Annotated in this window: 22 protein-coding genes, 1 tRNA gene and 2 pseudogenes; 10 read left to right on the top strand and 15 right to left on the bottom strand. The window is 58.3% G+C overall.

Going from position 1 to position 26440, the window contains the following annotated elements; genetic code table 11:
- Positions 1-217 (bottom strand): alcohol dehydrogenase catalytic domain-containing protein (locus LQ220_RS22855; RefSeq protein WP_230190365.1); only part of this gene is annotated, 217 nt, incomplete at its 3' end.
- Between the two features lie 383 nt (positions 218-600).
- Here LQ220_RS22855 and purU point away from each other — a divergent pair.
- Positions 601-1476: a formyltetrahydrofolate deformylase gene (gene purU / locus LQ220_RS22850; protein ID WP_230190364.1), complete on the top strand. Its 876-nt coding sequence runs from the start codon at positions 601-603 to the stop codon at positions 1474-1476.
- Between the two features lie 85 nt (positions 1477-1561).
- Positions 1562-2374: a formate dehydrogenase accessory sulfurtransferase FdhD gene (gene fdhD, locus LQ220_RS22845; RefSeq protein WP_230190363.1), complete on the top strand. Its 813-nt coding sequence runs from the start codon at positions 1562-1564 to the stop codon at positions 2372-2374.
- Positions 2375-2419: 45 nt separating this feature from the next.
- Here fdhD and LQ220_RS22840 read toward each other — a convergent pair whose 3' ends face one another.
- Complete coding sequence (locus LQ220_RS22840; RefSeq protein WP_230190366.1) at positions 2420-3289, bottom strand: peptidylprolyl isomerase; 870 nt, start codon at positions 3287-3289, stop codon at positions 2420-2422.
- Positions 3290-3436: 147 nt separating this feature from the next.
- On the opposite strand from LQ220_RS22840, the gene LQ220_RS22835 reads away from it, so the two are divergent.
- The 4 genes and pseudogenes from LQ220_RS22835 (at position 3437) to LQ220_RS22820 (ending at position 5694) form a co-directional block, all read left to right on the top strand.
- Positions 3437-3527, top strand: a tRNA-Ser gene (locus tag LQ220_RS22835).
- 174 nt (positions 3528-3701) lie between these two features.
- On the top strand, positions 3702-4328 hold the full coding sequence (locus tag LQ220_RS22830; RefSeq protein ID WP_230190362.1) for an integrase arm-type DNA-binding domain-containing protein: 627 nt from the start codon (positions 3702-3704) through the stop codon (positions 4326-4328).
- 129 nt (positions 4329-4457) lie between these two features.
- A pseudogene (locus tag LQ220_RS22825) lies at positions 4458-5222 on the top strand (IS5 family transposase).
- A 52-nt stretch (positions 5223-5274) separates the two neighbouring features.
- On the top strand, positions 5275-5694 hold the full coding sequence (locus tag LQ220_RS22820) for a site-specific integrase (protein ID WP_230190361.1): 420 nt from the start codon (positions 5275-5277) through the stop codon (positions 5692-5694).
- 897 nt (positions 5695-6591) lie between these two features.
- Here LQ220_RS22820 and LQ220_RS22815 read toward each other — a convergent pair.
- The 7 genes from LQ220_RS22815 to LQ220_RS22785 form a co-directional block, all read right to left on the bottom strand.
- Positions 6592-8868: a TonB-dependent receptor gene (locus LQ220_RS22815; protein WP_230190360.1), complete on the bottom strand. Its 2277-nt coding sequence runs from the start codon at positions 8866-8868 to the stop codon at positions 6592-6594.
- Positions 8865-10262 carry an MFS transporter gene (locus LQ220_RS22810; RefSeq protein ID WP_230190359.1) on the bottom strand — a complete coding sequence of 466 codons (1398 nt, stop codon included), beginning with the start codon at positions 10260-10262 and terminating at the stop codon, positions 8865-8867. Before LQ220_RS22810 ends, LQ220_RS22815 begins: the two co-directional genes overlap by 4 nt.
- Positions 10259-12382 (bottom strand): acetate--CoA ligase family protein, encoded by a 2124-nt coding sequence (locus LQ220_RS22805; protein WP_230190358.1) that lies wholly within the window; start codon positions 12380-12382, stop codon positions 10259-10261. Before LQ220_RS22805 ends, LQ220_RS22810 begins: the two co-directional genes overlap by 4 nt.
- A gap of 2 nt (positions 12383-12384) precedes the next feature.
- Positions 12385-13170, bottom strand: a complete 786-nt coding sequence (locus LQ220_RS22800) for an enoyl-CoA hydratase-related protein (protein WP_230190357.1) — start codon at positions 13168-13170, stop codon at positions 12385-12387.
- A 269-nt stretch (positions 13171-13439) separates the two neighbouring features.
- Entirely contained in the window at positions 13440-14342 is a 903-nt protein-coding gene (locus LQ220_RS22795; RefSeq protein WP_230190356.1) for a LysR family transcriptional regulator, read from the bottom strand.
- Between the two features lie 118 nt (positions 14343-14460).
- On the bottom strand, positions 14461-15966 hold the full coding sequence (locus tag LQ220_RS22790; RefSeq protein WP_230190355.1) for an acetyl-CoA acetyltransferase: 1506 nt from the start codon (positions 15964-15966) through the stop codon (positions 14461-14463).
- A gap of 864 nt (positions 15967-16830) precedes the next feature.
- Entirely contained in the window at positions 16831-17148 is a 318-nt protein-coding gene (locus LQ220_RS22785) for a hypothetical protein (protein WP_230190354.1), read from the bottom strand.
- A 340-nt stretch (positions 17149-17488) separates the two neighbouring features.
- Here LQ220_RS22785 and LQ220_RS22780 point away from each other — a divergent pair, with 340 nt between their 5' ends.
- Complete coding sequence (locus LQ220_RS22780) at positions 17489-17938, top strand: hypothetical protein (RefSeq protein ID WP_230190353.1); 450 nt, start codon at positions 17489-17491, stop codon at positions 17936-17938.
- Positions 17939-18015: 77 nt separating this feature from the next.
- On the opposite strand, the gene rfbA is transcribed toward LQ220_RS22780, so the two are convergent.
- Genes rfbA through LQ220_RS22755 form a run of 5 tightly spaced genes read right to left on the bottom strand, consistent with a single transcriptional unit; the run spans position 18016 to position 22620 of the window.
- The gene (gene rfbA / locus LQ220_RS22775) at positions 18016-18885 is read right to left on the bottom strand and encodes a glucose-1-phosphate thymidylyltransferase RfbA (protein WP_230190352.1); all 870 of its coding nucleotides are present in this window, start codon (positions 18883-18885) and stop codon (positions 18016-18018) included.
- A 21-nt stretch (positions 18886-18906) separates the two neighbouring features.
- Entirely contained in the window at positions 18907-19797 is an 891-nt protein-coding gene (gene rfbD / locus LQ220_RS22770) for a dTDP-4-dehydrorhamnose reductase (RefSeq protein ID WP_230190351.1), read from the bottom strand.
- On the bottom strand, positions 19794-20870 hold the full coding sequence (gene rfbB, locus LQ220_RS22765) for a dTDP-glucose 4,6-dehydratase (RefSeq protein ID WP_230190350.1): 1077 nt from the start codon (positions 20868-20870) through the stop codon (positions 19794-19796). Before rfbB ends, rfbD begins: the two co-directional genes overlap by 4 nt.
- Positions 20870-21439: a dTDP-4-dehydrorhamnose 3,5-epimerase gene (gene rfbC, locus LQ220_RS22760; protein ID WP_230190349.1), complete on the bottom strand. Its 570-nt coding sequence runs from the start codon at positions 21437-21439 to the stop codon at positions 20870-20872. The genes rfbB and rfbC overlap by 1 nt, the downstream gene beginning before the upstream one ends.
- A gap of 32 nt (positions 21440-21471) precedes the next feature.
- Positions 21472-22620, bottom strand: coding sequence for a polysaccharide biosynthesis/export family protein (locus LQ220_RS22755; protein WP_230190348.1), 1149 nt, complete (start codon positions 22618-22620; stop codon positions 21472-21474).
- Between the two features lie 174 nt (positions 22621-22794).
- Here LQ220_RS22755 and LQ220_RS22750 point away from each other — a divergent pair, with 174 nt between their 5' ends.
- From LQ220_RS22750 to LQ220_RS22740, 3 genes are read left to right on the top strand one after another with little or no spacing between them, the layout of a single operon-like run.
- On the top strand, positions 22795-23958 hold the full coding sequence (locus LQ220_RS22750) for a capsule biosynthesis protein (RefSeq protein ID WP_230190347.1): 1164 nt from the start codon (positions 22795-22797) through the stop codon (positions 23956-23958).
- 2 nt (positions 23959-23960) lie between these two features.
- Positions 23961-24758 carry an ABC transporter permease gene (locus LQ220_RS22745; RefSeq protein ID WP_230190346.1) on the top strand — a complete coding sequence of 266 codons (798 nt, stop codon included), beginning with the start codon at positions 23961-23963 and terminating at the stop codon, positions 24756-24758.
- Positions 24755-25402, top strand: a complete 648-nt coding sequence (locus LQ220_RS22740) for an ABC transporter ATP-binding protein (protein ID WP_230190345.1) — start codon at positions 24755-24757, stop codon at positions 25400-25402. The genes LQ220_RS22745 and LQ220_RS22740 overlap by 4 nt, the downstream gene beginning before the upstream one ends.
- A gap of 259 nt (positions 25403-25661) precedes the next feature.
- On the opposite strand, the pseudogene LQ220_RS22735 reads toward LQ220_RS22740, so the two are convergent.
- Positions 25662-26360 (bottom strand): annotated as a pseudogene (locus LQ220_RS22735) (IS3 family transposase); the annotation flags it as partial.
- Between the last annotated feature and the right edge of the window lie 80 nt (positions 26361-26440).

Genomic DNA, 26440 nt, shown 5'->3' with positions numbered 1-26440 from the left:
TACCGACTTCGCGCACGATGCCTGCGCCTTCATGCCCAAGGATCGAAGGGAAGATGCCTTCGCTGTCAAGACCGTCCAACGTATAGGCGTCGGTGTGGCAGATGCCTGTCGCCATGATCTCGACCAGAACTTCGCCCGCTTTGGGGCCTTCAAGATCGAGTTCGACAATCTCAAGAGGTTTCTTTGCTTCGAAGGCTACGGCAGCACGGGTCTTCATCATCAACTCCTGATGGGTCCATAAAATAGGAAGGGTGGCAAATGGGTGGTCTACGCCCGCCCAGCCGCTCCGACGAAGCCTTCAATGAGCCAGGCACAGAAAGATGACAACCACTTCATGACCGCTTTGCCGAGTTCTCCTCCATCTATCATCGGGGCAGCGCAAAGGGATGCCCGGTCGCGCATTGCCCGTTGGATCCCGTCCAGCGCGCATTTTCGCAAAATCGGTTCCTCCGGCATTGCCGAACGGCTAGGGATCGCGGGTCGAATGAAGTTTCGGCTGGGCGACCTTAGAGAAGGTTGGAGATACGGTAAGAGTGGGTCGGCGCGTTCGAGGAGGGTGGTAAAAGAGTGAGTGTGATTTCGGATTCCGGGCTTCCGTCGATGCATCGTGCAGAGACTGGCCACGTACCTCGTTATGTTTTGACCCTGGTCTGTTGCGATGTGCCTGGCATCGTCGCCAGCGTTGCTACCAATCTGTTTGAGGCAGGTGCCAACATCCTGGAGGCTCGTCAGTTCGACGATCTGGAAAGCGGGCGCTTCTTCATGCGCGTGGAATTCACTGCGGAAGCGAATGCTGACACGCGCCTCTCCGATCACTTCGCCCCGGTCGCTGAGCACTTCGATATGGCGTGGTCTTTGCGTGATCTTTCGCGCAAAAAGCGGGTGCTGCTTCTGGTCTCGAAATTCGATCACTGCCTTGGCGATCTTCTCTACCGCCACCGCCTCGGGGAATTGCCGATGGATATCGTCGGCATCGTTTCCAACCATCCGCAAGCGGTGTTGTCGGTCAGTAATGTTGGCGACATCCCCTACCATCACTTGCCTGTGACGAGGGACACCAAGGCGCAGCAGGAGGCGCAGATCAAGTCTATTGTCGAAGAGACTGGCGCCGACCTTATCGTTCTTGCGCGGTACATGCAGATACTGTCCGACGATCTGGCGGGTTTCCTGTCGGGACGCTGCATCAATATCCATCACAGCTTTCTGCCCGGATTCAAGGGCGCCAAACCTTATCATCAGGCACATGAGCGTGGTGTAAAGCTTATCGGGGCCACCGCGCATTTCGTGACGGCGGATCTGGATGAAGGTCCGATCATCGAACAGGATGTCGAACGGGTCAGCCATGACGACACCGCCGACGATCTCGTTCGCAAGGGGCGGGACATCGAACGTCGGGTTCTGTCGCGTGCAGTGCTTCTGTTTCTGGAGGACCGGGCAATCATCAATGGGCACCGCACTGTCGTATTCGCTGGTTAATCCATATGGTGGACTTCTACGATGTTTCGAAACCCGGAAACGATAAGCGAGGTCGGTCAACGCGATGCCGGATGAGCGCCAGGCGATGATAGTTCATGACGAAAGCGGCGCGGCGCTTACCGAGCTGACGTTCGAGCGGCTGACACCTGATGGCGGGGTGGAGGCGATCGACCGCATGCTCGCAGAAGAGGTTCCGGTGGCAATCGAGTTCAACGGCATCGGCTACGCGGTGTTGATGGCGACGCCGAGCGACATCGGCGATCTGGTGTTGGGCTTCGCATTGGCTGAGCGGCTCATAGGGCCAACGGATGGGACGTTCGATGTCGACACCCATCGCACCGCACAGGGCATTGTCGTGCGCGCTACATTGCCGCAGGCCAGCATGCCCGCCCTGATCGAGCGGGTGCGGCATCGCGCGTCGGAGTCCTCTTGCGGCATATGTGGCATCGAAAATCTGGAGCAGGCCATCCGGCCATTGCCTCGCGTAACGACGCAGGTCCGGGCTGACCGCGCTGCCATTTTCCGCGCGCTGGATGCGCTGGCCGCTCATCAGCCGCTCAATGCCGCAACGGGGGCCGCTCATGCCGCCGCATGGGTCAGTCCGGACGGCGCAATCCGGCTGGTGCGCGAGGATGTCGGACGGCACAACGCATTCGACAAACTGATCGGAGCGATGGCGCTTTCGGGGGCCGACTGGGAGGGAGGCTTTGCGTTGCTCTCGTCACGCTGTTCGTACGAGATAGTGGAAAAGGCGGTGTTGAGTCAGTGTCCCCTGCTCGTCACTATTTCGGCGCCGACTGCGCTAGCCACGGAGCGCGCGGCGGAGGCGGGGATGCCGCTCGTTGTGCTGGCGCGCTCCGATGCGATATTACTGCGGAGCAGCGCGACATTGCCATAGCGCATTGACCGGGCTGGTCTATGGCATCTGGGCAGCAGCAGGGCTCTATTTCAGCGGGTTTGTACGGATCGGAACCGGCACATTACACACATCTACACCGCCAGCCGGCGCGATATAGAAATCATCTTTCCGGTTTGCACGAACATGCATGTAATCCGCAAAGCTCTTCGACGCGGTGTCCATCATTTCAAATTGCGGCCGCTCTGCATCCGGCATATCGCTCGCCAACCGCACCGATAGTATCGCAGTAGGCACTTGTTCCGCCCCGTACATGCCGATCTCAGCCGTGCCCCGTGGCAGACTGGCCATATTGGCCATACCGTCGATCACACGGCCCACGACAGCGATGTTGCGATCGAGCTGGCGCGGCGCATGGCCGATCACGGCATACAGCTCTGCCCCAGTTCCGGCATCCGGCGGACCGTTACGGCCGACACCAACAGAGCCATAGCAATGCGTCATCCATGCGGCTTTGCCATCCGTCGCCACGGGCCAGCCATCGATGAACCCTGCCACTTGCGCGTAGCTATCTCGAAAAGGCAGCTGCACCATGCCCAGCGTTTGACGATAGGGAATGCTGTAATCTTCTGGCAGAGGCGTTTTCATACCGGCTGGCAGAGGTTTTTTCTCAGAGCGGTCGCCCCATTGGACGACGTAATTGTCCTGCACGCGATAGATGCTCGTCGCGTCCCACCAATGCGCTTTGGCTAGCGCCCGCATATTGCCGACATGCCCTTGGGAAAACCACGGCGCCAGTTGAATGACCACGCGCTTGTTGCCCGCAAGCGTCATGACCAGAATGTCGTCCGCCGGGATGGCCTTCCAGGCACTGGCTGGCGAATCTGCGACCACCGAATTGGGCGTGATGACCGGCGAGGCAGGAGTTTGGGCCGTGGCGGACAGAGCCATGACCATCGCAATCACTGCAGCGAAAGAGGCGGGGGAGAAGCGCATCGCGCCAATCAACGGCAAAGCGCCAGCAAAGTAAAGCGGGAGCGCAACACCACGCCTCTTGCCTATGCTGCCTACCCACGATAGGGAGCCGTCCTTCCAGTGCAATGCGGAGCGGTGGCCGAGTGGTCGAAGGCGCTCGCCTGGAAAGTGAGTATACGTCAAAAGCGTATCCAGGGTTCGAATCCCTGCCGCTCCGCCAACTTCCTGTTTTCTGTTGTGCACCAAAGTCCATATGGCTTTGGAAATGCATGGAAAATAGCCATTCTGTATTCTTGGTCGTCTGCCATTGTTCGCCTGTTACCGCGAGTGAGTGTGGGGTAAAGTGTGGGGCAGGCGCTTCCCAAGAGGCGCCGCTGCGATTATCATGCTGGCCATGGCAAAGCTCACAGCCCTGCAGGTCAAGACCCTCACCGCGCCCGGCCGCTACTCTGATGCGGACGGCTTGATTCTGAACATTAGCTCTACCGGCGGTAAGAACTGGCTGCTGCGCGTTCAGGTCAATGGCAAGCGCCGTGGGTTGGGGCTTGGCAATGCAAAGGATGTATCCTTGCGAGAAGCGCGCGAGAAGGCTGCCGAGATACGCAAGGTCGCCCGCCAGGGGATAGATCCGCTGGAAGCCAAACGGAACAGCAAGCCTGCGGTTGTCGTTCCGACCTTTGCCGAAGCCTGCCGGACCGTTCACGCTGAACAGAAGAAAGGCTGGAAGAACGGCAAGCATGGCGACCAGTGGCTGACGACGCTGGAGAAACATGCGTGGCCCATGCTGGGCGACCTGAAAGTGGACAGGATCGAGGGCCCGTTGATCCGGGATGTGCTAGCGGAGATCTGGCTCGAGATTCCCGAAACGGCGCGACGCGTGAAGCAGCGGATCGGGGCTGTGTTGGACTGGTGCTATGTCAAAGGCTTTCGGACGTCTGAGGCACCGATGCGATCCCTTGCCAAAGGCCTGCCGCGACAGCCGCGCAAGGATGGCCATTTCGCCGCAATGGATTACGCGTAGGTGCCGCATTCCTCCTCGATCTGCAGGATCGCAAACTGAGCATCAGTCGGCTGGCACTAGGCGGTGTGGACACTAAGGATTCCCTTTTGCGCTGAGTTCTGATTCAAGGCTGCTTTTGGGGAGGCAGTTTTGGGTGTGATGGATCGCTTGGTTCTGAGCGACGGTGCATGGGAGCGCATGGCTCCGTTGATCATCGGTCGGCCTGACCAGAAGGGTTCGACGGGTCGCGACAATAGGATGTTCGTCGAAGCGGTGTTGTGGATTGTGCGAACGGGATCGCCATGGCGCGATCTTCCCGAGGTGTTCGGCGACTGGAACAGTGCATTCCGCCGCTTCAGTCGATGGAGCGCCAAAGGGGTCTGGTGGCGGATATTCGAAGCGATGTCGGATGATCCGGACTTCGAATATCTGATCATCGATTCGACCGTGATCCGCGCCCACCAGCACGCTGCCGGGGCGAAAAAAGGGGGTCTGAAGATCAAGCCCTTGGTCGCTCGCGCGGCGGGCTGAGCACCAAAATCCACATGGCCGTGCGGGGGCTGGGTAGTCCGGTACGGTTCACGTTGACTGCTGGCCAGAAGGGCGACGCGCCGCAGGCCGCCGCCCTGATCGAGGGGCTACCGGCCGACGTCGTCATGGCTGACACCGCCTATGACGCCGACGCCCTGCGGCAGACCATCGCCGACAAGGGCGCGCTTGCCGTCATTCCCAACAATCCGTCGCGAGCCTCCAAACACCCGCTCGACAAGCAGCTCTACGCCCAGCGCCATCTCGTCGAATGCTGCTTCTCCAAACTCAAGCAGTTCCGCCGCGTTGCCACCCGCTTCGAAAAAAACCGCCCGAAACTGTCGAGCCGTCGTCACTCTCGCCGCCATCGTGCTATGGCTACGATAAGTGTCCACACCACCTAGAGCTCCTGATCCTGATCGCCACGCGATCGGGCGAAGTGCGCGGTGCGCGCCGGAGCGAGCTCAACGAAGATCGAACGATCTGGACCATTCCTGCCGAACGCATGAAAATGGGCAAGGCGCACGTAATTCCGCTTTCGCCGCAAGCGTCCGAGATCTTCGCACAGGCTGCGCGCTTCCGCATGGCCTGCAGCGATCTGGTGTTCCCCGGACAAAAGCCCAAAAGTCCGATGTCCGACATGACGCTGTTGCAGTTAGTGCGCGGTATGGATGTGCCGGTGACCGTGCATGGCTTCCGATCAAGCTTCCGGGACTGGGTTGCCGACAAGACCGATGTCCCACGCGAGGTCGCCGAAGCAGCGCTGGCGCATGCCGTCGAGAACAAGGTAGAGGCCGCCTACCGCCGCACCGAGTTCTTCGAGAAGCGCAGAGTGCTGATGGCGGCATGGGCAGAATAATGCCGCCCGTGCGCACGCCTCTCTCAGGCTGCCTAACCACGGACGCGCTGGGGACTTACGAAACTGTGCAGGCTCTGCACCACGATCAGGGTTGCCTTGCCGATCTTGATGATTATAAAAATCAATTAAATCAGTGAGGTAAGAAAATACTGGTGCAAAGGTAAGACGAGGTAAGGTGGAGCGTCTTACTTATTTCCCTTATCCTTTCAGTCACATAGGGCGGGATTGAGTGCCGGGTAAGAAATGTAAGAACTTTCCCGTCACCCCCATCTATCGGTCGGGCAGATACGCATCAAATGTCGTTTGGCATTCGCGTAAAAGCGGACATACGCGACGCTACCCAGGTTTGCTGATCGGTGCGTCTAAATGCGTTTTCGGCCCGCGCCTTGAAACTGCCTGAATCCCGCAGGATAGCGCGGGAAAGTGACACTGCCCCCTTGCGTCTAAACCGACACCAAAAGCGAGCGGGCGAGGAGGGGAGTGAAGCGCCACGCGCGGGGGTGATCTGCCCCCTCGTGGACCGTGTGGCTTATTAATGGATCATAATCTCAGCCACCATATCCGGTTGGCGGTCCAGCAAAGCGGTGTCGTGGTCCGGATATGGTGGGGAAGCCGTTTCCGAAAGCTGTTGCTCTAACGAGCAGCCTGTGGCGCCAGCCAGTTATCAGTCGGCGGCAGATGTCATGACGTAGCGTGACCTACGAAATTTCCAATCAGCCTGCTCTGAGCGTCTGTCCCAATATGCGGGCCAAGTGCTGAGTAAGGCATGTCGAAAGAATAGGAACGAGTCCGCGTCCGAAAACGACAGCGCCGATAAAGCCTAGTTAAGCTTCATCGGCGCTGTCTCGGCAATGTAAATGACGCTTCCAACAAACCTATTGTGACACTATCACGGCATCAATAGGTAAAGGTCAGTTCCAAGCCCCAGGTTCGCCCAGCTTCCTGGCTGGCAAAGGAAAACGGTCCGGTGATTACCTTACGATAGAGCCTGCCGTCATTATGGAACGCGTTATTCACAAAGGCAGCGACCTTGTATGTGGAACGCCCGGAGCCGAGTTTGCCCTGATACCCGATGGCTGCATCCACCGTCGCATAATCACTGATAAAATCCCGATTAAGACCAAGAGTATCGCGAACCACAGCAGTGGCGAAGCGGTCCGTCCATTTGTAATTGGCGTTCATCTGAATTTCGCCGTTACCCATAGGAATGGTGACGTCGCCACCGAAACTGACCGACCACTTTGGTGCATAACGCAGGTTACGGCTGGCGCTGACGTCTACACCCCCTTGCAGAAATTCGTCATATTTCCCATCGATATAGCCCAGCGCCCCTCGCAAACGCAGACCCTTGAAAGGCAGAAACTCCAGTTCGCCTTCCAACCCCTTGATCTTCGCGGACGCTGCGTTCTCTACCAACGTCTGCGTCACCAGTGGATTGAGCGGCGATGCCGTGATGACTTCTTCCTGCTTGTCTTTGTACGTGGCATGGAACAGCGTCAGGTTGAATCGCCCCTTGTTTTGCAGGAAGCTGGTGCGCAGTCCCAGTTCATAGCTATCGACAGTCTCCGGTCGATAAGGACCAACCGCCGTCGCCACAGTCGCGCGGCTGTTCCACCCGCCAGAGCGATAGCCGCGTGACCAACCGCCATAGACCATCACGTCGGGGGAGAAGCGGTAGTCGAGTAAGACCCGTGGCGTGAACTTTTTGAATTCCACTTTAGAATCGCGACAGGATTCCAGCGCACCACCGCCGGGCAAGGTTGCATCGGGGCATGTGAAGATCACTGCGCTGGAAGCACCGGGCCCGAAATGGGTTATCGTGAATGCCTTCTGCTCCACCGTATAGCGCCCGCCAACCGTCAGGTTGAGATCGGGAACGACCTCCAGATAGCCTTCTGCATAAGCGGCATAAGCGTCCAGCTTCTGCCCTGCTGTAAAGTTCTGAGAGAGCGCACCCGCTACACGGACCTGCTGGCTTAGCAGTTCAAACGTTGAGCGCATGTAATATGCACCGGCAACGAAGTTGAATGCGCCATCAAAGTCGCTGATCGCGCGCAATTCATGGCTGAACTGCATCGCTTTCTGGTTACGGGTCGATACGAACGTCGCCGCACCATTGGCGCGATCCAGCGCACCGGAGTTTTCAATCGAGAGCGCGTCTTTCTGCTTCATGTAGCCAGTGATCGATTCCAGCGCGATGGCGCCCGTATCGAGCTTCATGTTGAGCGTAACCGCTGTGCTGTCGAGTGTCGCGGTAAACGGGGTCTGGGAGAAGGACAGCTTGTATCCGCTATCCTTCGCGACCTGCCCCAATGTCGAAAGACATGCACCGAAGTTGACGCAGAATGCCTGGTTATCGGCCGAAATGGGCACAAGGCCGGGATATTGTGAATCGTCCTTGATGTGATCGACCGACAATGTTGCCTCGAACACATCGTTCGGAACGATCCTCAGCGCGCCGAAGATCGCCTTCTTGTCGATGCCGTCGTCGCGCTTTCCGGTGACGTAATTGCGCGTGTAGGAATCGCTGCGTTCGATATAGCCACCGACCTTCAAGCCGACGACATCCTTTACAATGGGGATATTGGCTATGCCGCGTAGTTCGCGATTGCCGTAGCTGCCAATCGTCCCTTGGAGCTTGAGGCCCCAGTCCATGGTCGGCTGGGTGCGCTTGATGCTGATGACACCACCGATCGTGTTGCGACCGAAGAGCGTACCTTGCGGACCGCGGAGCACTTCCAGGCTGGCGATGTCGAACGTGTCCATCATCGCGCCGGTATTGGACGCGAGGAAGATTCCATCCACCGATACGGCGACCGCCGGTTCGAACGCGCGATCGAGATCGCCGAAGCTGACCCCACGGATCGATGCGGACATGCCGCCGCCCGTAAACGGATGCCTTCCCAGTTCGACGTTCGGCATGAAGCGCTCGACTGCATCGACATTGGGAACGAAGGCCCGCTCGATCATATCAGCGTTCATGGCCGCGACCGCGACAGGCACATCCTGAAGCGATTCTGAGCGTTGGCGCGCCGTCACCACAATGTCGGCCAGTCCGACGCCCTGTGGGGCTTCGGCATCGGCCGGTGCACCCGATGCAGGCGCCTGCGCCACCGCTACCGACGGAGACATAATGGCCAGCGCAGTTACACCCGCAAACAAGATAGATTTCATGATCTTACCCTTTCTGTAAAGCCATCCTCATGCGTCGTTTCTTGTTGATCCGATCGGGGCGCGACGCCGCCGCGATGGTTTATGGCGATGGAAAGCAGGACGATGACGATCGACACTGTGACGCCGCCAACCAGAGAAAGGGCCGCCATCAAAGGGTGCGGCACATTCAGAGCAGCCGCAGCATCACTCAACATGCCGACGAGAAGCGGGCCCAGCCCGGTGCCGAACAAGGCGGCGGCCAGCGATGTCACAGCAATGGTCTGAGCGCGCAAATCGGTCGGTGCGATGATCTGGAACGGGATCGAACCCATGCTGACGATCGCACTGGTGCAGAAGATCGCAACCGCTAGAGAAGCTAGCATCAGCGGCAATGTCGGCAGTAGCGGGGCGCCGAGCGCCGGGACCAGCAGGATCATAGCGCCCAGCCGCATCAACCGCAGCGTGCGGGTGAGCATAGCACTGGCATCGCCGCGCGCGACCAGCCAGCCGGCGACGATCGTACCGCTTGCGCCTGCGACGAGATAGATGGGGCCAAATCTTGCGCCCATGGCCGCTTCATCCAGCGCAAAGGTTCGGATGATGCCGGAGGGCATCCAGGCGATATGTGCGTTGAGCAGCGTTACCATCAACGAGATTGCAAGGATGTAGCTGCCGCAGAACCGCCAGTGGCTGAACATGAACGCCCAGAGTTTGCGCAAAGAACCGTCATTCTCGACATTCGGGCGCACGACGCGGGGATCGCGCAAGGTGAGAAGGATTAGCGGCGCGAGGATGAGGCCCGGCAGACCGACCAGTATGAAGACCGCCTGCCACCTTTCCACCGCACCGATGCCGGGAATGACCGGCATCGCCCAGTCGGCACTTGCTGCATAAAGTGCGCCCCCGCCTACCAGCGCGATCCCGCCGCCCACGAAAGGCGCCAGCATGAAGATAGCGGTCGCACGCGCTAGGTTCGCCCGGTCGAACAGGTCCGCCATCAGCGTCAGCGCGGACGGCGGCAAGGCCGCTTCACCGACTGCTACGCCGATGCGCGCTGCCATCAGGTGCCAGAAACTGCCCGCCATTCCGCACAGCATCGTCATGACGCTCCACACCCCGACGCAGCCCGCCACAATGTGCGACCGGTTGCGCCGATCTGCCAGTCGAGCCAGCGGAAGAGCTGCGGCGACATAGAAGATCGAGAAGCTGACCCCTTGCAGCAACCCGATCTGGGTATCGCTGAGTCCTAGCGACGCCTTAACTGGCGTTACGAGCAGGCTTAAAATCTGCCGATCAATGTAGGAAAAAGTAAAACATGCCGCGAGAAGTCCGACAGCGTACCATCCTGCCGCCGGCGCAACGCGCCGACGAGGCTCCACGCCGCCTGATATGTCGGAGGCGCCGGTGGAAATCACGCGGCATCGTCCCAGATCGGCAACGCATCCAGCGCTTCGATCCGGCTGCCATGCACGCGCAACGGATTGACTTCCAGCGCGACAAGATCCGGACCAAGCGCCAATGCAGCATCGCCGATCGCGACGATGGCATCCGCCAATGCATCCAGATCCACCGCTTGCCCACCGCGATAGCCGCCAAGGATACGGCGTGCTTTTAAGGCGTCGAGCATGTCGCGCGCATCCTGCCGCGTGATCGGCAACAGACGCAGACTCGTATCGTCCAGCGCCTCGATCCATATGCCGCCAAGGCCAGTAACGATCGCCGGTCCCCAGGCGGTGCGTGCCGTACCGACGAACATCTCTATACCGTCGCTGCGCATCGGTGCGATGAGACATCCATCGATTGGGGCATCGGGATACGCGACCCGCGCCGCCGCGATGATGCCGTCAAAGGCCTCCTCGATCGCCGCAGCGTCATTCAGGTTAAGGCAAACGCCCCCGAAATCGCTTTTGTGTAAAATGGCCGGCGAAGCGATCTTGAGCACGACCGGGCTACCCATAGCCTGCCATGCATCTATCGCTTCGCCAGCAGCAAGGACGAGCCGGTGCGGGATCACCGGCACGCCCTGTTTCGAAAGATAGGCCAAAGCCTCAAGCTCGGACTGCGGTCGCGCTCCCGACGATACTGGACGGCGCACGGCCTCCGACTTGTCACCACTGTCACGATTGCGTGACCAGCGAACGGCGTGGGCTAGACCGCGCACGGCGTGGTCCAGTCCGCCGGTGACGGCCGCTATGCCATTGCGGGCCATTACCGCACGCGAATGGGCACTGACCGGGCGGAGGGACTGGTTGATAAGCAACCCCGGCTTTTGCCCCGCGGCAAGGCCGCGTCCTATGCAAGCAAGCGCCTGCGCGTTGTCGAAGTCGTCCGGTCCGCGCGGCAGGTCATATATGCAGGCCGTCAGGCCGATGGCCGGATCGTGGGCAAGCAGCGTCAGAATACGTTCGAATAGCGAGGGATCGCGTACCGCTGCGCCGGTTACATCGAGCGGGTTATAAACGGATCCAAAATCGGGCAGCATCTCGCGCAACCCGGCGTTCGTTTCCGGTGCGAAAGCAGGCAGGGGCAGGCCAACGGTATCGGCGGTGTCCGCCACAATCTCGCACGCGCCGCCGGAAATGGAAATGATGCCGAGCGATCCTTCGATCGGGCCTGTGTGGCACAATATCCCGGCGGTAACGACCAGTTCCTCGATAGTGTCGACACGGATTATATTGTCCTGCAGGCACACTGCATCGAACACGCGATCGTCCCCCGTCACCGATCCCGTGTGGGCCTGCGCGAGTTGCGTCGCCAGTTCGGTGCGTCCCACCTTGAGGACGATCAGCGGCTTGCCAGCGGCATTCGCCTGTTGCGCAACGGCGCGGAAACCGGCCATGTCGCCTATCGTTTCAGCAAAAATCGCAATGACGCTGGTGGCGGGATCGGCAACCAGAAAATCGACAACTTCCGCTGTGCCGACATCGGCTTCATTGCCGGTCGCAATAGCATAGCTCAGGCCAATACCCTGCTGCTGTGCAAAGCCCGCAATGACATTGGTCGTTGCGCCGCTTTGCGACACGATGCCGAGTGTCCCGGGCACGTAGTCCTTTTCGACAGGGAAAGGCGACACCGCGATTGCATCGGCGTAATTAATGAAACCGAGCGAGTTCGGTCCCATAAAGCGGATGCCATTGGCCTGGGCGATATCAACCATGTTATGTTGCAGGGCAGCGCCTTTCGCGCCTGCTTCGCCAAAGCCCGAAGACAGGATCATGACGTGACGAATGCCCGCTGCCGCAACATCGTGCAGTGCATCGGCCACAGCCTCCGTCGGCACGAAAATATAGGCAAGATCAGGTATTGCAGGCAGTAAGGTGCAGGACGTTACCGCATCTTGGCCGTGCGCAGCCGCACCGCGCTTGTTCACCAGATAGATCGCGCCTGGATATGCCATCTGCACCAGATTGCCGTGGATAAGTTGGGACCAGGCCGAATTTTCCGAAGCGCCGACCAGAACGACCGAACGTGGCCGAAACAATCTGTCGAGCGGGTGGCGGTCGAACGCACCATGGCTTTGCGGCTCGGCCGACATGGTTATCGGTCCTTCCAGACCGGTGCACGCTTTTCGACGAAGGCGCGCGGACCTTCTGCAGCATCCTCGCTCGTCATCAGGATCATGACGGCCCGATGCGTACGATCGATCAATTCTGCTTCCGGCGTTTCCTGCACGGCCCGCGCAATTGCCAGACTTTCGCGCACTGAAAGGGGGGCGTTCGCCGCGATGCGGTTAGCATAATCCAGTGCGGTGGCGATCACTTGGTCCTCAGGGACGACTGCATTCACCAATCCGAAATGCGCCGCGCGTGCGGCATCGATGGGTTCTCCCGTCGCGATCATCTCCATGGCGATTGCGCGCGGAACTTGCCGCGGCAAGCGATAGACGCCACCAGCGGCCGCCATGATCCCGCGTTTCACTTCTGGAAGGCCAAAGACCGTGCTGTCGGCACAGACACGCATGTCGCAGGCCAGCGCAATTTCCAGACCACCACCCAGCGCACTGCCGCGTACTGCCGCAATCCAGGGTTTTGCGCGGCGGGATTCCACCAGGCCAGCAAAGCCGCCATCAGGCGTGCTGAGATCGCTCCCGCGCCCTGCCGCTACTTCGGAAAGGTCGGCTCCCGCACAGAATGTCGGCCCGCCGCTCGACGTGATGACCACGACGCGGATGGCATCGTCGGCTTCGGTTTCCTTGACAAGTGCATCGATGCGTCGCGCCACCGCACCATTCACCGCATGGCGCTTTTCGGGCCGGTTGAGCGTTATCAAGGCGGCATTCTCGCCAACTTTCTCAAACAGAACGACGTCATCAAGTGCACTCATGGAAGGCTCCTCAGGAGGATGAAGACATGCGGCGTCGCTGCCATGTGCGGGCACACATGGGGATCGAACCGGCTATGGGGATTTTTAACTGTAAGGGCGGATACGCCGCCCTGCCGCTAACGCGGAACGCCGTGCTTCATAGCGCAGTCCTCACCTGTGATTGCATTTTCGACGGATATGGTTCCCGTCTCATGGGTGCAGTTTGATGGGACATGCCGACGCTGTCTAATATGTATTTTTGCCTTTTTGAGACGAGATTCGTATCAACTTCAGTGCGCACGCAGACTTCGGGCGATTTCCCAGAATGCGCCGATACCGGGGCGGGAATCATTGCTTCGCCGCGCGATGCACAAGTCGAAATGCAATCCCGGCACCGCCAGCGGCACCAGTGTCAGGTGCTCCGCAACCTGCCCCGTGAACACTTGCCATTCCCCAGTCAAAGCCGCGATGCCCGCATCGTCGACATAGTGCTGGATACCGATCATGCTTGGTTCCTGAAGATAATGCACAACGGCCTTGTGCTCCTCCAGATGGGAAAGCATATGGTCATGAAGGGCGGGGTTGATGTGCCGACGAAAGGTCGCGACATGCATTCCGGTAAGGTCGGACGCGGTAATCGCCGGACCATAATGCGCGGCCTGTTCCCTCGTCATCAGCATCGCATAGCTATACCGACGCAAGGGAATGACCTGCAGGCCTTCGGTAGCGAATGGCGCCAGCAAAAATGCCAGGTCGATATCTTCGCCGAGCAATTGTTCGATCAGGCTGCAGGACCACCCGTTGACGATTTCCAGCTCTATGTCGGGTCGTGCGTTAAGGATTGCATCGATGACGGCCTTGCGCTCGCCGATTGCAGCCGAAAACTCTGGGGCGCCAATCCGCAAACTGGTGCCCAGCATGCCCTTGATATGTTTTGCCGCCATGAGCACTTCGCGTGCCGCATCCAGATAATGATGCGCATGGGTAAGAAATGCCTCCGCTTCCTGCGTTAGCGTCACTGCACGATTACGATTGCGATGAAACAGGGCGAAACCGATCTGTTCCTCCAACTGGCGGACCTGCACCGACAACCATGGCTGGGCCACATGGAGATGTTCTGCCGCGCGGATGAAGGATCGCTGCTGCGCGACTTCCACGAATATCCTGATCTTGCGAATATCCAACTCGGCCATGACACTCTCCCATCAATGCCGGGGCCGCTTTTGCGCGGCTTCCCCGGAGAACTTATCTTATCATTCAGGATGAGAGAGTGCGGCCTTCGGCGGCATGAAGCCACTCATAGATTCACTCTTATCCCATCCACATAATCTTTCCGTCAGCGCCAACGGTGGCAAAGCCCGAAAGGCCGACCGCCTCCCGCTCCCTGTCCATCAACCGGTCGAGCATTGCCGTATCGCTGCCTGGCACATGCGCCAGAAAACGCGCGCCCTCCGGCGTGCGAGCCAGAACGGTCGCATGGCGTGGCTGGCCATGACGATCGAAGGGGATAGTATAGGTTTCGATCTGCGCCGCGCCCTCGTAACTTTCGATCAGATCGGGGACCGGTCCACGCCTCGTATCGGCCTGCGCCTGAACATTATAGTCTTGTGGGAAAGTGCCGACAGGAACGGGGTTTCGCGTAAGGACAATGCTGTGGCTGTGCGTCGCATAGCCGCCATTGGCGACGATCAGACCGTTGGTAGCGCCATCCCGCAAACGGGCGATCATCCGCGCCATCGCATGCATCATGCAATTGCCGATTGGCCCGCCACCGAAAGTCAGCCCGCCATAGACCGTCGCGGGCCGATCTGCCGGCCAGCCCAGCACGCGCCGCGCCATCTTCGGCACGCAGGGAAAACAGCTATAAAGTTCCACACAATCGAGTTGATCGGCGCGCAATGCGTTGAGCGCCAGCGCCTGCGTCAGCGTCGTTTCCAAACTGGCGGAATGCGCATAGCTGTCGCGTTTCAGGTAATCGTCCGGCTCATGCGCCGCCGCGCCTGCGCCAATATAGATGATGCGGTCGTCGGGCACGCCCAGTTCGCGCGCCATGGCCAGGCTGGCTACGACAACCGCCGCGCCCTGATTGACTGAACTATTGGCGACCATCAGCTTGGTATAGGGGAAGCTGATCATCCGGTTGTCTGCCGTGGGTTCGGCGATAACTTCAGGTGCCACGGCCTTGCGCAGCCAGGCAGCGGGATTGGCGGCAGCGACTTCGGAAAACTTCGACCAGATTGTCGCGCTCTCCATCTGGGCTTCATCCAGTGTCTGGCCCCATGCTGCGCGTGTCGCGTTTTCGTAAAGCGGATACACGTCGGTCGGCGTAAACAGGCCATGCTGCCGGGCAATGGGCGGCGCACCGGCGGCGGCGCTTGCTCCAACGATGTCTTTGGGCGGAGGATTGCCCGCTGCCACAGCCGCTTGCGCGCGTTTTGTGGCTGTCCGCATGGCCTCTGCGCCAACTGCGGCGCCCAGCCTTATTTTGCCTTCGCCGATAAGATTGGCTGCATCCTGCACCAACTGGATTGGGCCGTCACCGCTCGCTTCATAGGTCTTTACGCGGATGTCCGGAAGTTTAGGCAGCTGCGCAGCAAGTGTTTCATGCAGCGCGGGATCGGGGAAGGATATCTGATCCTCCACCCCCAACCAATCAAGCTTGTCGAGAATCGCTTGTCCCAAATCTTGCTCTGCCTCTTCCAACGCGGCGAGCATAAGGCCGATGGAATCCAGACCTTCGGTCTCTATGGCGGGCCGATCGTTGATTTCTCCGAACGCGATTAATACGGGAATCCGGTCTTCATTTGTCTGCGACACATCGTACTCCATCTTTGCAAGAGGTCCGACGGCAGTTGGGCGATACCATCCTTTGCACGACTGATTCCCGGCAGCTATGCAGAGGAAGGCTATTACGCAGGAGAACGAAGCGAAACCTGATTGTTGTCATAGGAACTACGGCCTGCCCTCTGTCGGGTAGACGGTTGGGTCTTCACTGGACGAAGTCAATCGCCGCTATATCCGGTTGCAGGTGTATACCACGGTCAACGCGGGCTTTCGGTTCGACATACTGGTTGGTGGACGCAAGGTGACTTTCACTTGAAACGCCAACCACCTTTTCAATACCAAATACTGTACTCAGACCAAACTCAGACCAACATTGGCGAAGGCATCAACGCTGCCACGAGCGTCCGCCTGTCATGGTGACGAAGCATGATGGGCCAATAATAGGCGGTCCAACGGTCGGGCGTCCCGGGAAATATAAACCAACGGCTGCTTCCGGGAAGATCAGGCGAAGGTTCGAACGACCGATACGTTCGCGACGCTTACCGCACCTTTCAACGAGAGCGAAGCGCAGCAATCGACCCATTGTGTTGAAAAAGCCGACCTCCCGGAACGATGCGTAATTTTCTTCCGACCATTACGTTCGCCGCAACACATAGGTTCAATTACGTGTCGAAGCCGATTCAATCTGGTGCCTCAAGCGCACGAAAATTTCGCGCGCAGACTTTTTCAACACAATCGGCGCAAACCGGTCATACTGAAAAATTCTAAGGACATTTGCCTTCGTGCAAAGTGACCTCATTCCTGGCGAGGCGACCCGGCATTCCGTAGATCGATCGCAGGGCTATTGCGCAACTGCAGAATAGCTCCTTCCTCGATCCCCAACGTCCGCGCCGCCATCTATTCGGGCACATGCCAGCTTGCCGGCAGAGACCTGGTGATCACGCCCGGCAGAAACGACCAGCGCAGGATGCCGGCGATAAAAGCGCCGCCGCCGATGGCTACCTCCCGTTTGCACTGGTGCTGCGTAATCCGCGCCCGCAGGGCAATCCTCTCGAGCCGACCAATCGACTGGTGCAGCACGGCTCGGACTTCATCCATCTGCCGCTTGTCTTCAGCGCGCACATCTATGGCCGCCTTGGCAAGCTCGCGCACCATGACGGTCGGCGTCAGCTTCACCGCCGGGGCCTGGCCAGCGGCTTCTATGCTCGCGGTCATAACGCCAAGCTGTTTGCCGATCGCCCCCAGCGTCGGGGGTGTAATCGTGTATCTTCTCCCGCGTGGCCGTCAGCCCTCGAATGGCGGTGTGGAGTAGTGATATCTCCTGCCGCAGGCCGTCAAAGGCCTGGGTAGGATCATCGGCGATGGCGGATTGGCTGGGATGTCGGTCATGGGATGGGACCCTGCAGTCCGATCCCCAGGTTACGCGAGCGGTCGAGCCATTGCTGGAGGCCTTGAGAAATTGACGCGCCTTTCTGAGACGCGAGGCCAAGGTTCCGGGTGCGATTGCGCAGCAGCGACTCGAGCTGCGGGGCGCGATACAGCGCCTTGGCATCGCATGCATGTCCTGCTTTGCGGTCCAGATGGCATCGGCATCGCCCTGGCGCTCCAGCGCTTTGAGCTGGCGGGCCTTGTCCTGCCAGGTGGCGACGAAGCGGTTCGCGCGGTCGATACCATCATTGCGGATTTCGCCTTCCGCCATCATCGCCTGGATCGCACGGCCGGTGTGACCATCGGTGGCGTCGCGGATAAGGGCAGGATCCTTGTTCGTCGCGATACGCATGTCTTTCGCGCCGCCGGGGCGCAGCGTGTCTATCTCCTTGGTCGCGCGGCCGAGCGCCTCCCGTTGATGCGGCAGCGGATCGAAGCCCTCATCTGCGCCTACGCCCGCTTTGGAGAGGCCGTCCCAGCCGAGGGACAGGCAGGCATCCTCTTCGACAGCCTCCGCCGACGAAACGGAACGAACGTCGTCGCCTTCATCCCACCCCATATCACCGATGTTCTATAGAACGACCACTATGAGATACGCGTCGAAGCCAAAGGCCGCGCGATCGAAGTGTGCCGTCTAAGCGCACCCTGATGGCTTTATCGTTCCGCCAATATCCCGCGCAGATAGCGGCCATAATCGGACTTTCCAAGCTTGTGAATCGCCTTTTCCAGCTGCGGCCCGTCGATGAAACCCTGACGAAAAGCAATTTCTTCCGGGCTGGCAATCTTGAAGCCCTGCCGCTTTTCCAGAACCCGCACGAACTCCGCGGCGTCGAGCAGGCTGTCCGGCGTTCCCGTATCGAGCCAGGCATAGCCACGGCCCATGATCTCGACATGCAGGTCACCGCGTTCCAGGTAGACGCGGTTGACGTCGGTAATTTCCAGTTCGCCACGCGGCGAGGGCTTCATGTTCGCCGCGATATCGACCACTTGCTCGTCATAGAAGTAAAGGCCCGTGACCGCCCAGTTCGACTTGGGACTTTCCGGCTTTTCCTCAATGGTGACCGCCTTCATGGCATCGTCGAAGCTGACCACGCCATAGCGTTCGGGGTCATGGACATGATAAGCAAAGACGCTTGCCCCCTCGCTGCGCGACGAGGCATTGGCAAGAATTTCAGGCAGGCCATGACCATGATAGATATTGTCGCCAAGGATTAGCGCGGACTGCTGCCCCGCGACGAAATCGGCGCCGATGATATAGGCCTGTGCCAGACCGTCGGGGCTGGGCTGCTCCGCATATTCCAGGGTCATACCCCATGCAGATCCGTCACCCAGCAGCGCCTGAAATGCAGGCAGATCGCGCGGGGTAGAAATAATGAGCACCTCCCGAATCCCCGCCAGCATCAGCGTGGTCAACGGATAGTAGATCATCGGCTTGTCATACACCGGCATCAGTTGCTTCGACGTCGACAGCGTCATGGGATAAAGGCGCGTGCCGCTGCCGCCCGCCAGAATGATGCCCTTCATTGATAATTCCTTTGAGATCGTTCAGTTTGCATCGGCGATAAGCCGCGCGATCACGGTGTCGAGCGACCCATGCCAGTTCGGGAGAGCAACGCCATGAACCCGCGCAATCAGCCCGCAGTCGAGTCGCGAATTGGCAGGCCGGGTGGCGGGTGTGGGATAATCAACTGTACCGATCCGCCGCACCAAAGCCGAAGGGCCACCCCGCGCAGCCGATGCGGCAAAGATGGCTTCGGCGAAGTCCGCCCAGCTTGCTTCCCCCTGCGCCGTCATATGGAACACGCCGCGCAGGGCTGGGTTGCTATCGGCTACCAGATTAGTAGCTACCATAAGGATACCGTCCGCTATCTCGAGCCCGCTCGTGGGATTGCCAACCTGATCAGCAACGACCGACACTTCGTCCCGATCACCTGCTAGGCGCAGCATAGTCTTGACGAAATTCGCACCGTACGGGCTGTACACCCATGCTACCCGCACGATCGCACTATTGTCGCCATGAGCCGCGAGCACGGCCTGTTCGCCCGCCAGCTTGGACACGCCATAGACCCCGGTTGGCCCGGTCGCATCGCTCTCGACATAAGGGCGGTCCAGCGCGCCGTCGAATACATAGTCAGTCGAGACATGCACCAAAGGCACGCCCAGCGTCTTGGCCGCCTGCGCTACGGCCCCTGCACCCGCTCGATTTACCGTGTGGGCAAGGTCGCGCTCGCCCTCCGCCTTGTCTACGGCAGTGTAAGCGGCTGCCGATACAATTGCGTCAGGAGCGGCGGCTTCCAGTGCGTGCATGACCGACTTGGGGTCTGCTAAGTCCAGTTGCGGTCGTCCGATCGCAATCACCTCATGCCCAGCAGCCGCATCGCGCTCGGCCAGGCTAGTGACGACCTGCCCAACCTGCCCAGTGACAGCTATCCTCATGCCTTTACAGCATCCTTGGCAGCGGCGGTTTGCGCCAGCCCCAGCCGCTGGCCGTCATACTGATCGCGCAACGGACGCCACCACCATTCATTGTCCAGATACCAGCGCACCGTCTTTTCGATCCCGCTGTCGAAATTCTCCTGCGCGCGCCAGCCTAGTTCGGTTTCAAGGCGGGTGGCATCGATGGCGTAACGCGCGTCATGGCCGGGGCGGTCAGTGACATATTCGATCAGGTCCGCGCGCGGCTTGCCGACGGGAACCAGTTCGTCAAGCACTTCGCATATACGCAGCACGACATCGATATTCTTGCGCTCGTTTCGGCCACCAACATTATAGGTTTCGCCGGGCACGCCGCGCTCAATGATGATGTCGAGCGCACGGGCATGATCGTCGACATAAAGCCAGTCACGCACATTCTCACCTTTGCCATAGACCGGCAGAGGACGGCCTTCGAGCGCGTTAAGAATGGTAAGAGGGATCAACTTCTCAGGGAAGTGGTACGGCCCGTAATTGTTTGAGCAGTTCGACACGACCACGGGCAGGCCATAAGTGCGCTGCCACGCCTTAGCGAGATGATCGGACGCAGCCTTCGAAGCTGAATAGGGTGAACTGGGGTCGTAGGGGCTGGTTTCCTCGAACAGACCTTCATCGCCCAGCGAGCCATAGACTTCGTCGGTCGAAACATGAAGGAAACGGAACGCAGCCTTAGCATCGCCCTCAAGCCCGTTCCAATAGGCGCGCGCGGCTTCTAGAAGGGTGAAGCTGCCCACGACGTTGGTTTGGATGAAATCAGATGCTCCGGTGATCGAGCGATCGACATGGCTTTCGGCGGCAAGGTGCATGATGCGGTTGGGCTTGACGCCGGTGATGGCCTCGTCCATCGCCGCCCGATCGCAGATATTGGCGTGCAGAAAGCGATGGTTATTGCGGCCTTCAACTTCCTTGAGCGAGGCCTCGCATCCGGCGTAGGTCAGCGCATCGATGGTCAGGACGTCGTAGCCCTCCTCCAGCACCAGATAGCGAACCAAGGCCGAGCCGATAAATCCGGCACCGCCAGTAACGATCACACGCATCAGATTGTTCGCTCCAGGTAGAAATAGGGAGGTGATTGGGACAGAAGCGGCTGCTTGCGGTCCTTGGCAGAGAGGGTCTCAGGGTCGGCAATATCGGGCCAAGTTATGCCAATCGCAGAGTCATCCCATGCTAGGCCCTTATCGCATTCAGCGCTGTAATAGTCGGTGACTTTGTAACAGATAACCGTGTTCGGTTCGAGCGAGCAGAAACCATGGGCAAAGCCCGGCGGAACCCAGAGTTGCTTGCCAGTAGCGGGTGTCAGTGTTTCGCCGACCCACCGACCATAAGTTGGCGACCCTTGGCGGATATCCACTGCAACATCGAACAAAGCACCAGCAGTGCAGCGCACCAGCTTGCCTTGTGCATGAGGCTCGCTCTGGAAATGCAGCCCCCGCACCGTACCCGCCTTGGCGCTCATGGACTCATTGTCCTGAACAAAATCATGGTCGCCGACACGTGTAGCAAAGAGATCAATGCGGAACGTCTCGGCAAAATAGCCGCGCTCGTCGCCAATATGGCGGGGCGTCAGGAGAGCAACACCCGCAATGTCAAAAGTCTGGATTTCCATAATACCCCGTAAAGATAATCTACGCCGTTTTATCAGTTATTGCTGTTCTGAACCGTTTGCACTGCGCTAGTGACCGTCAGGATCGGCGAGAAGAGCTGGCTGATCAGCTGGATCAGTTTGCTAGGCTGATTAGCCGCAGCGTTGCCGAAATACAGCACATCCTTGTCCTGCATCGCGAAACGCTGGGCGACAAAGTAGGAGCCGGCTTTCATCATGTTGAGATGATAGACCATCGGCACTTCCTTGCCTTGTTCGTCGCGCACAAAGCGGAACACAAATATGGCGGCGGGGTTGCCGACGCCAGGATTGACACCACCCGCGGTGGCGACGGCTTCGGCGAGCGACACCGCCGACCGGCTGAAGGGCGCCTGCTCCACCCGCCCAGACGCGCCCAGCACTGAATAAGTGCGGGGGTTGTTGATCAGGATCAGCCGGTCACCGGGATAAGCTCGAACGTCCAGCGCTGGATTGTCGACCAAGTCGTTCATGCGAACATCGACATTCTTGCCACCGCGAGTAACCCGTAGCGTCAAATCCTTGGCGCTTCCCCGATAGCCACCGGCAAGGGCAACCACATCGGACAGGGTTTCCCGATTAGTCTGCAGAACCAGGCGACCCGGTTTTGCCACTTCGCCCCCAACAATGATCGAATTAGTGATAGTCTGGCTAAGCGTGATCAGCACCTGCGGATTTTGCGACAGGTGCCGCAAGGAATTCCGGACCATCGACTCGACCTCGCCAACCGTCAGGCCCGCCACATGGAGCGTCTCGGCATAAGGAATGGAAATATCGCCCAGATCATTGACGCGTGTTGGTGGCAGTTTTTGCACTTGCACACCGGGCGTCGCCGCCATCTGGCCCCCAGTTGCTCCGCCCCCAGCGTTACCCGAAAACAGAGCAACACCCGCTTCGTAAATATTAATATCTAGCACATCGCCCGGACCAATCAGGTCAGTTGGCGGCGGCGTAAGGTCGGGTAACAGGGATACAGGCATCGCGCTAACGCCTTCGCCTGGCAGATCCGCAATAGTGCTGATCTGGACGAGCTGGATCGGTGATCCGTCTTTTGGCGCTGTCGCCGATTTCTCGATCTGTCCACCCGTGGGACCACTGGAAGGAAGGGTAGCACATCCCGCCAGTCCTGCGAGCAGGGGCAAATACACAAACTTCTTAACTTGCATTGTCTATGATCTCGGCGCTTGCTTCAAAGGCCGCACGCTTAGCATCGGCAATCAGGAATGAACAACAGTTCCTCGCCTGCTTGCATCCCTATCTCCTACTTCACCTTGCGCATTGCCCCTCGTTGGCCTAGCGCTAAGCAGCTCAAATATCCTCAAAGCACTGCAAAGATACTTATGAACGTTAATACCTCGTTCCCCATCGACACCGAAACGACAGTCCGGAGATCCGCCGTGGTGGAGTGGCTGAGGAAAAGGCGCTGGTTCCTCCTCTTCGTCATAGGGCCGACCATATTGGCGGCGGCTTATTACGGCTTAATCGCCGCCGACATCTACATTTCTGAGTCCAGGTTCGTCATCAAAAGTCCGGACCAAAAGAAGTCACAGATTTCTGCCTTGGCCAATCTGGTCCAGACGACGGGGATGTCTGGTGGCCAAGAGCAAACGAACGAGGTGCTTACTTTCGTGCGGTCGCGCGATGCGCTTAAGGCGCTGGAACAATATCCTGGTGTCAGATCGAAATTTGCGACGGATCAAGCCGATTTCCTGTCCCGTTTCCCCAAAACCTTTTCTAATGACAGCTTTGAAAGTCTGTTCAAATATTACGGGGATATGGTCGATGCACGTTTCGATACCGAAGCAGGAACTGCGACTATAATGGCGCGAGCTTATAACCCTCAGGATGCTTATGCAATTAATCTGCGCTTGCTGGAGTTAAGTGAAGAACTTGTCAACCGGCTTAATGCTCGTGCTCAAGCCAAAGGTATTGCGGAAGCCCAGAAACAGGTTGAGCTTGCCGCTGAGAGAGCTAAAGTCGCACGACTTGCTTTGACTCGATACCGTAACGCACAAGCGATAATTGACCCGGGTCAGCAGGCGGGGGGCGTACTTGAAATATCTAACGGCATGGTCGCCCAGCGTGCGGCGCTCCAGGCCCAACTCGACTTGATGCAACGTGTAGCCCCTAGTAATCCCTCGATCCCAGCGCTTCGAAACCAGATTAACGCTATCACAGTTCAGATCAATTCGCAGGATAGCCGCATTGTCGGAACAGACAGCGGTATCGCGTCGAAGATGGGAGGATATGACAATCTCCTAGTTGAACAGGAGTTCGCAACCGCGAGCATGAACGCGGCCAATGCCGCTCTTGTGCAAGCGCGCGCTGAGGCACAGCGCCAACAATTCTACCTCGAACGGGTTGTCGACCCGAACATGCCCGATATGCCGCTGTTGCCCAAGCGTTTGCTCAGTGTGCTAGTTGTATTCGCTGCCGCTCTCTGCCTGTTTTTCATCGCATGGATGTTCACGGTAGGCGTTCTTGAGCATGCTCCGGAAGAGTGATCATGGCCAAAAGTAGCTTACTTCGATTGCAAAATAGTTGGTCAATGCAGGTTCGCGTTGTTCATGCCCTGATGATCCGCGAACTAATTACGCGTTTCGGACGGGAGAATATCGGCTTCCTTTGGATCATGGCAGAACCTCTGCTGTTTGCTGGCCTAGTCGGTCTATTATGGCATTTTACACACGGATCTACTGAGCATGGAGTTGGCGTTATTGCTTTTGTGGCGACAGGTTATATTCCAATAACTTTGTTTCGACACGGTGTGTCACGAAGTGTAGCCGTCTTTACGGCCAATCAAAGCCTGCTCTATCACCGCCAAGTTAAAACTGTCGATTTCATCCTGGCGCGGTTCATTATTGAAGTTCTCGGCGGGATGATGGCTTATCTATTTATGGCCGTTGTTCTCATTGGCTTTGGCCAATTTCCTATTCCATCCGACATCGGACTTCTGATCGCTGGATGGTTACTTTATTCTGTATTCTGCTTTTCCTTATGCCTTATAATAGCCCCGCTCTCTGAGATGTCGGAAACCATGGAAAAGTTCATCCCCGTCATAACCTATATCATGATCCCTTTTTCCGGTTTGTTTTACATGGTTTCTTGGTTGACGCCCGACGCCCAAGCAGTGTTACTTTTCTCCCCATTTGTGAACTGCATGGAAATGATGCGAAAAGGGATATGGGGCGACCAGGTAACGGCCTATTATAATATCTGGAATCCGATCGTTTGTTCGACGGTAGCGATACTAATGGGACTCATCCTCTGCCGTCGCGTGCGCCGGACATTGACAGTCGAATGATCATTTGCAGCGATATTCGTAAATCCTATTCGCACGGTGGGAGGCACAAACAGGTTCTGAATGGGATCAATTTGGTTATCAAACAAGGTGACAGGGTTGGCCTTCTAGGTCGTAACGGGGCCGGGAAGAGTACGCTGATCAAATTGATTGGCGGAGTTGAAATGCCGACGTCCGGCAAAATCATCCGCAACATGTCGGTTTCTTGGCCGCTAGGGTTCGCCGGAGGCTTTCAAGGAAGCCTGACCGGTCTAGATAACGCCCGCTTCATCGCTCGCATTTATCGGCGCGAATATCCCGATATTCGGCGTTTCGTGGAAGATTTTACCGAGTTGGGCAAACAGTTGCAAATGCCCGTGAAGACCTATTCATCCGGCATGCGCGCCCGTCTTGCCTTTGCGCTGTCACTCGCCATCGAGTTTGACTGTTATTTGATTGACGAGATAATTCTTGTGGGCGATCAGAACTTTCAACGGAAATGCCACGCTGAAATGTTTGAAAAGCGGCAAGAGAGATCGATGATAGTGGCATCACACAGCTCTGAGTTTATCAGAGGCTTTTGCAACAGAGCCATTATCATTCATGAGGGAAAAGCGATAATGATGGATGACGTTAATGAAGCTGTTGACCAATACGAAACGCTATAATTCAAAAACAATAAGATCATCCCTCATTCAGTGGTGTGTTCATAGGCGTTGTGACGGCCTTTCGGCCTAGCGTCGGGTTGATCAGTCGCATTGCCTTCGGAGTTTGGTCCGCCCGAGCTCCCCAGTTGTGGTCAATATACAGAACGAATCCATTTCAATAAGGCACGAGCCTACTGTCGGCGATGTGACCCAGGCGACAAGACAAGTTCAGCTGGACGCTTCGAAAACCCTGGTGGTCTGAGCCCCGACCTTCCTCCGCCTATGAGTAGAGCCGGTGGCCCGATTGATGCCCATCCGTGGGCGTGATGACAACCGGTTTGGGGGTTAACCCCCAAACCGGTTTGCCGACTGATTTGGCTGCCATCTCGGCTGGGGTCATATTGCCCAGGCTCGAGTGGGGCCGGTGATGGTTGTAATCGTGCCTCCAGGCCGCGAGCACTGACCTGGCCTGTGGCAGGCTGGTGAAAATGGTCTCGTTGAGACATTCATCGCGCAGGCGGGCATTGAAGCTCTCGATGAACCCGTTCTGTTGCGGCTGGCCCGGCGCGATATAGTGCCACTCGACGTTGCGTTCCTTTGACCAGCGCAGGATCGCCATGCTGGTCAGCTCGGTGCCGTTGTCGCTGACAATCATCGCCGGACGCGCGCGCTCGGCAATCGCCCAGTCCAACTCCCGCGTAACCCGCAGGCCCGAGATCGAGGTGTCGGCGATAAGCCGGACACACTCGCGGGTGAAGTCATCGACCACCGCAAAAATGCGAAACCGGCGCCCACAGGCGAAGGCATCCGACACGAAGTCGAGCGACCAGCGCTGGTTGCCACCCTGTGGGATCGTCATCGGTGCCCGCGTGCCAAGCGCCCGTTTGCGACCGCCACGCCTGCGCACCTGCAGCCGTTCCTCCCGATACAATGTACGCCTCCGATAGCAGCCGCATTGTCGAGGTGATGTATCCAGCTCATTGCGCGGGCATGGATGACATAAGCATTGATGTGTTTGCAGGCGCTCGTCGCCTGGACGTGGTGGAGACCGGCCGACGC

This window comes from Sphingobium sp. CECT 9361 (genome assembly GCF_918741285.1).
GTDB lineage: Bacteria > Pseudomonadota > Alphaproteobacteria > Sphingomonadales > Sphingomonadaceae > Sphingobium.
This window is presented reverse-complemented; position numbering and strand designations above follow the sequence as displayed.

Bases quoted from the DNA above. Each gene is read 5' to 3' on its own strand.
- rfbD (WP_230190351.1), bottom strand. From the start codon at position 19,797: ATGAGGATAGCTGTCACTGGGCAGGTTGGGCAGGTCGTCACTAGCCTG.
- LQ220_RS22815 (WP_230190360.1), bottom strand. From the start codon at position 8,868: ATGAAATCTATCTTGTTTGCGGGTGTAACTGCGCTGGCCATTATGTCT.
- rfbC (WP_230190349.1), bottom strand. From the start codon at position 21,439: ATGGAAATCCAGACTTTTGACATTGCGGGTGTTGCTCTCCTGACGCCC.
- LQ220_RS22745 (WP_230190346.1), top strand. From the start codon at position 23,961: ATGGCCAAAAGTAGCTTACTTCGATTGCAAAATAGTTGGTCAATGCAG.
- LQ220_RS22750 (WP_230190347.1), top strand. From the start codon at position 22,795: ATGAACGTTAATACCTCGTTCCCCATCGACACCGAAACGACAGTCCGG.
- LQ220_RS22805 (WP_230190358.1), bottom strand. From the start codon at position 12,382: ATGTCGGCCGAGCCGCAAAGCCATGGTGCGTTCGACCGCCACCCGCTC.
- LQ220_RS22780 (WP_230190353.1), top strand. From the start codon at position 17,489: ATGCATGTCCTGCTTTGCGGTCCAGATGGCATCGGCATCGCCCTGGCG.
- purU (WP_230190364.1), top strand. From the start codon at position 601: ATGCATCGTGCAGAGACTGGCCACGTACCTCGTTATGTTTTGACCCTG.
- LQ220_RS22840 (WP_230190366.1), bottom strand. From the start codon at position 3,289: ATGGTCATGGCTCTGTCCGCCACGGCCCAAACTCCTGCCTCGCCGGTC.
- LQ220_RS22830 (WP_230190362.1), top strand. From the start codon at position 3,702: ATGGCAAAGCTCACAGCCCTGCAGGTCAAGACCCTCACCGCGCCCGGC.
- rfbB (WP_230190350.1), bottom strand. From the start codon at position 20,870: ATGCGTGTGATCGTTACTGGCGGTGCCGGATTTATCGGCTCGGCCTTG.
- LQ220_RS22740 (WP_230190345.1), top strand. From the start codon at position 24,755: ATGATCATTTGCAGCGATATTCGTAAATCCTATTCGCACGGTGGGAGG.
- rfbA (WP_230190352.1), bottom strand. From the start codon at position 18,885: ATGAAGGGCATCATTCTGGCGGGCGGCAGCGGCACGCGCCTTTATCCC.
- LQ220_RS22795 (WP_230190356.1), bottom strand. From the start codon at position 14,342: ATGGCCGAGTTGGATATTCGCAAGATCAGGATATTCGTGGAAGTCGCG.
- LQ220_RS22785 (WP_230190354.1), bottom strand. From the start codon at position 17,148: ATGACCGCGAGCATAGAAGCCGCTGGCCAGGCCCCGGCGGTGAAGCTG.
- fdhD (WP_230190363.1), top strand. From the start codon at position 1,562: ATGATAGTTCATGACGAAAGCGGCGCGGCGCTTACCGAGCTGACGTTC.
- LQ220_RS22800 (WP_230190357.1), bottom strand. From the start codon at position 13,170: ATGAGTGCACTTGATGACGTCGTTCTGTTTGAGAAAGTTGGCGAGAAT.
- LQ220_RS22755 (WP_230190348.1), bottom strand. From the start codon at position 22,620: ATGCAAGTTAAGAAGTTTGTGTATTTGCCCCTGCTCGCAGGACTGGCG.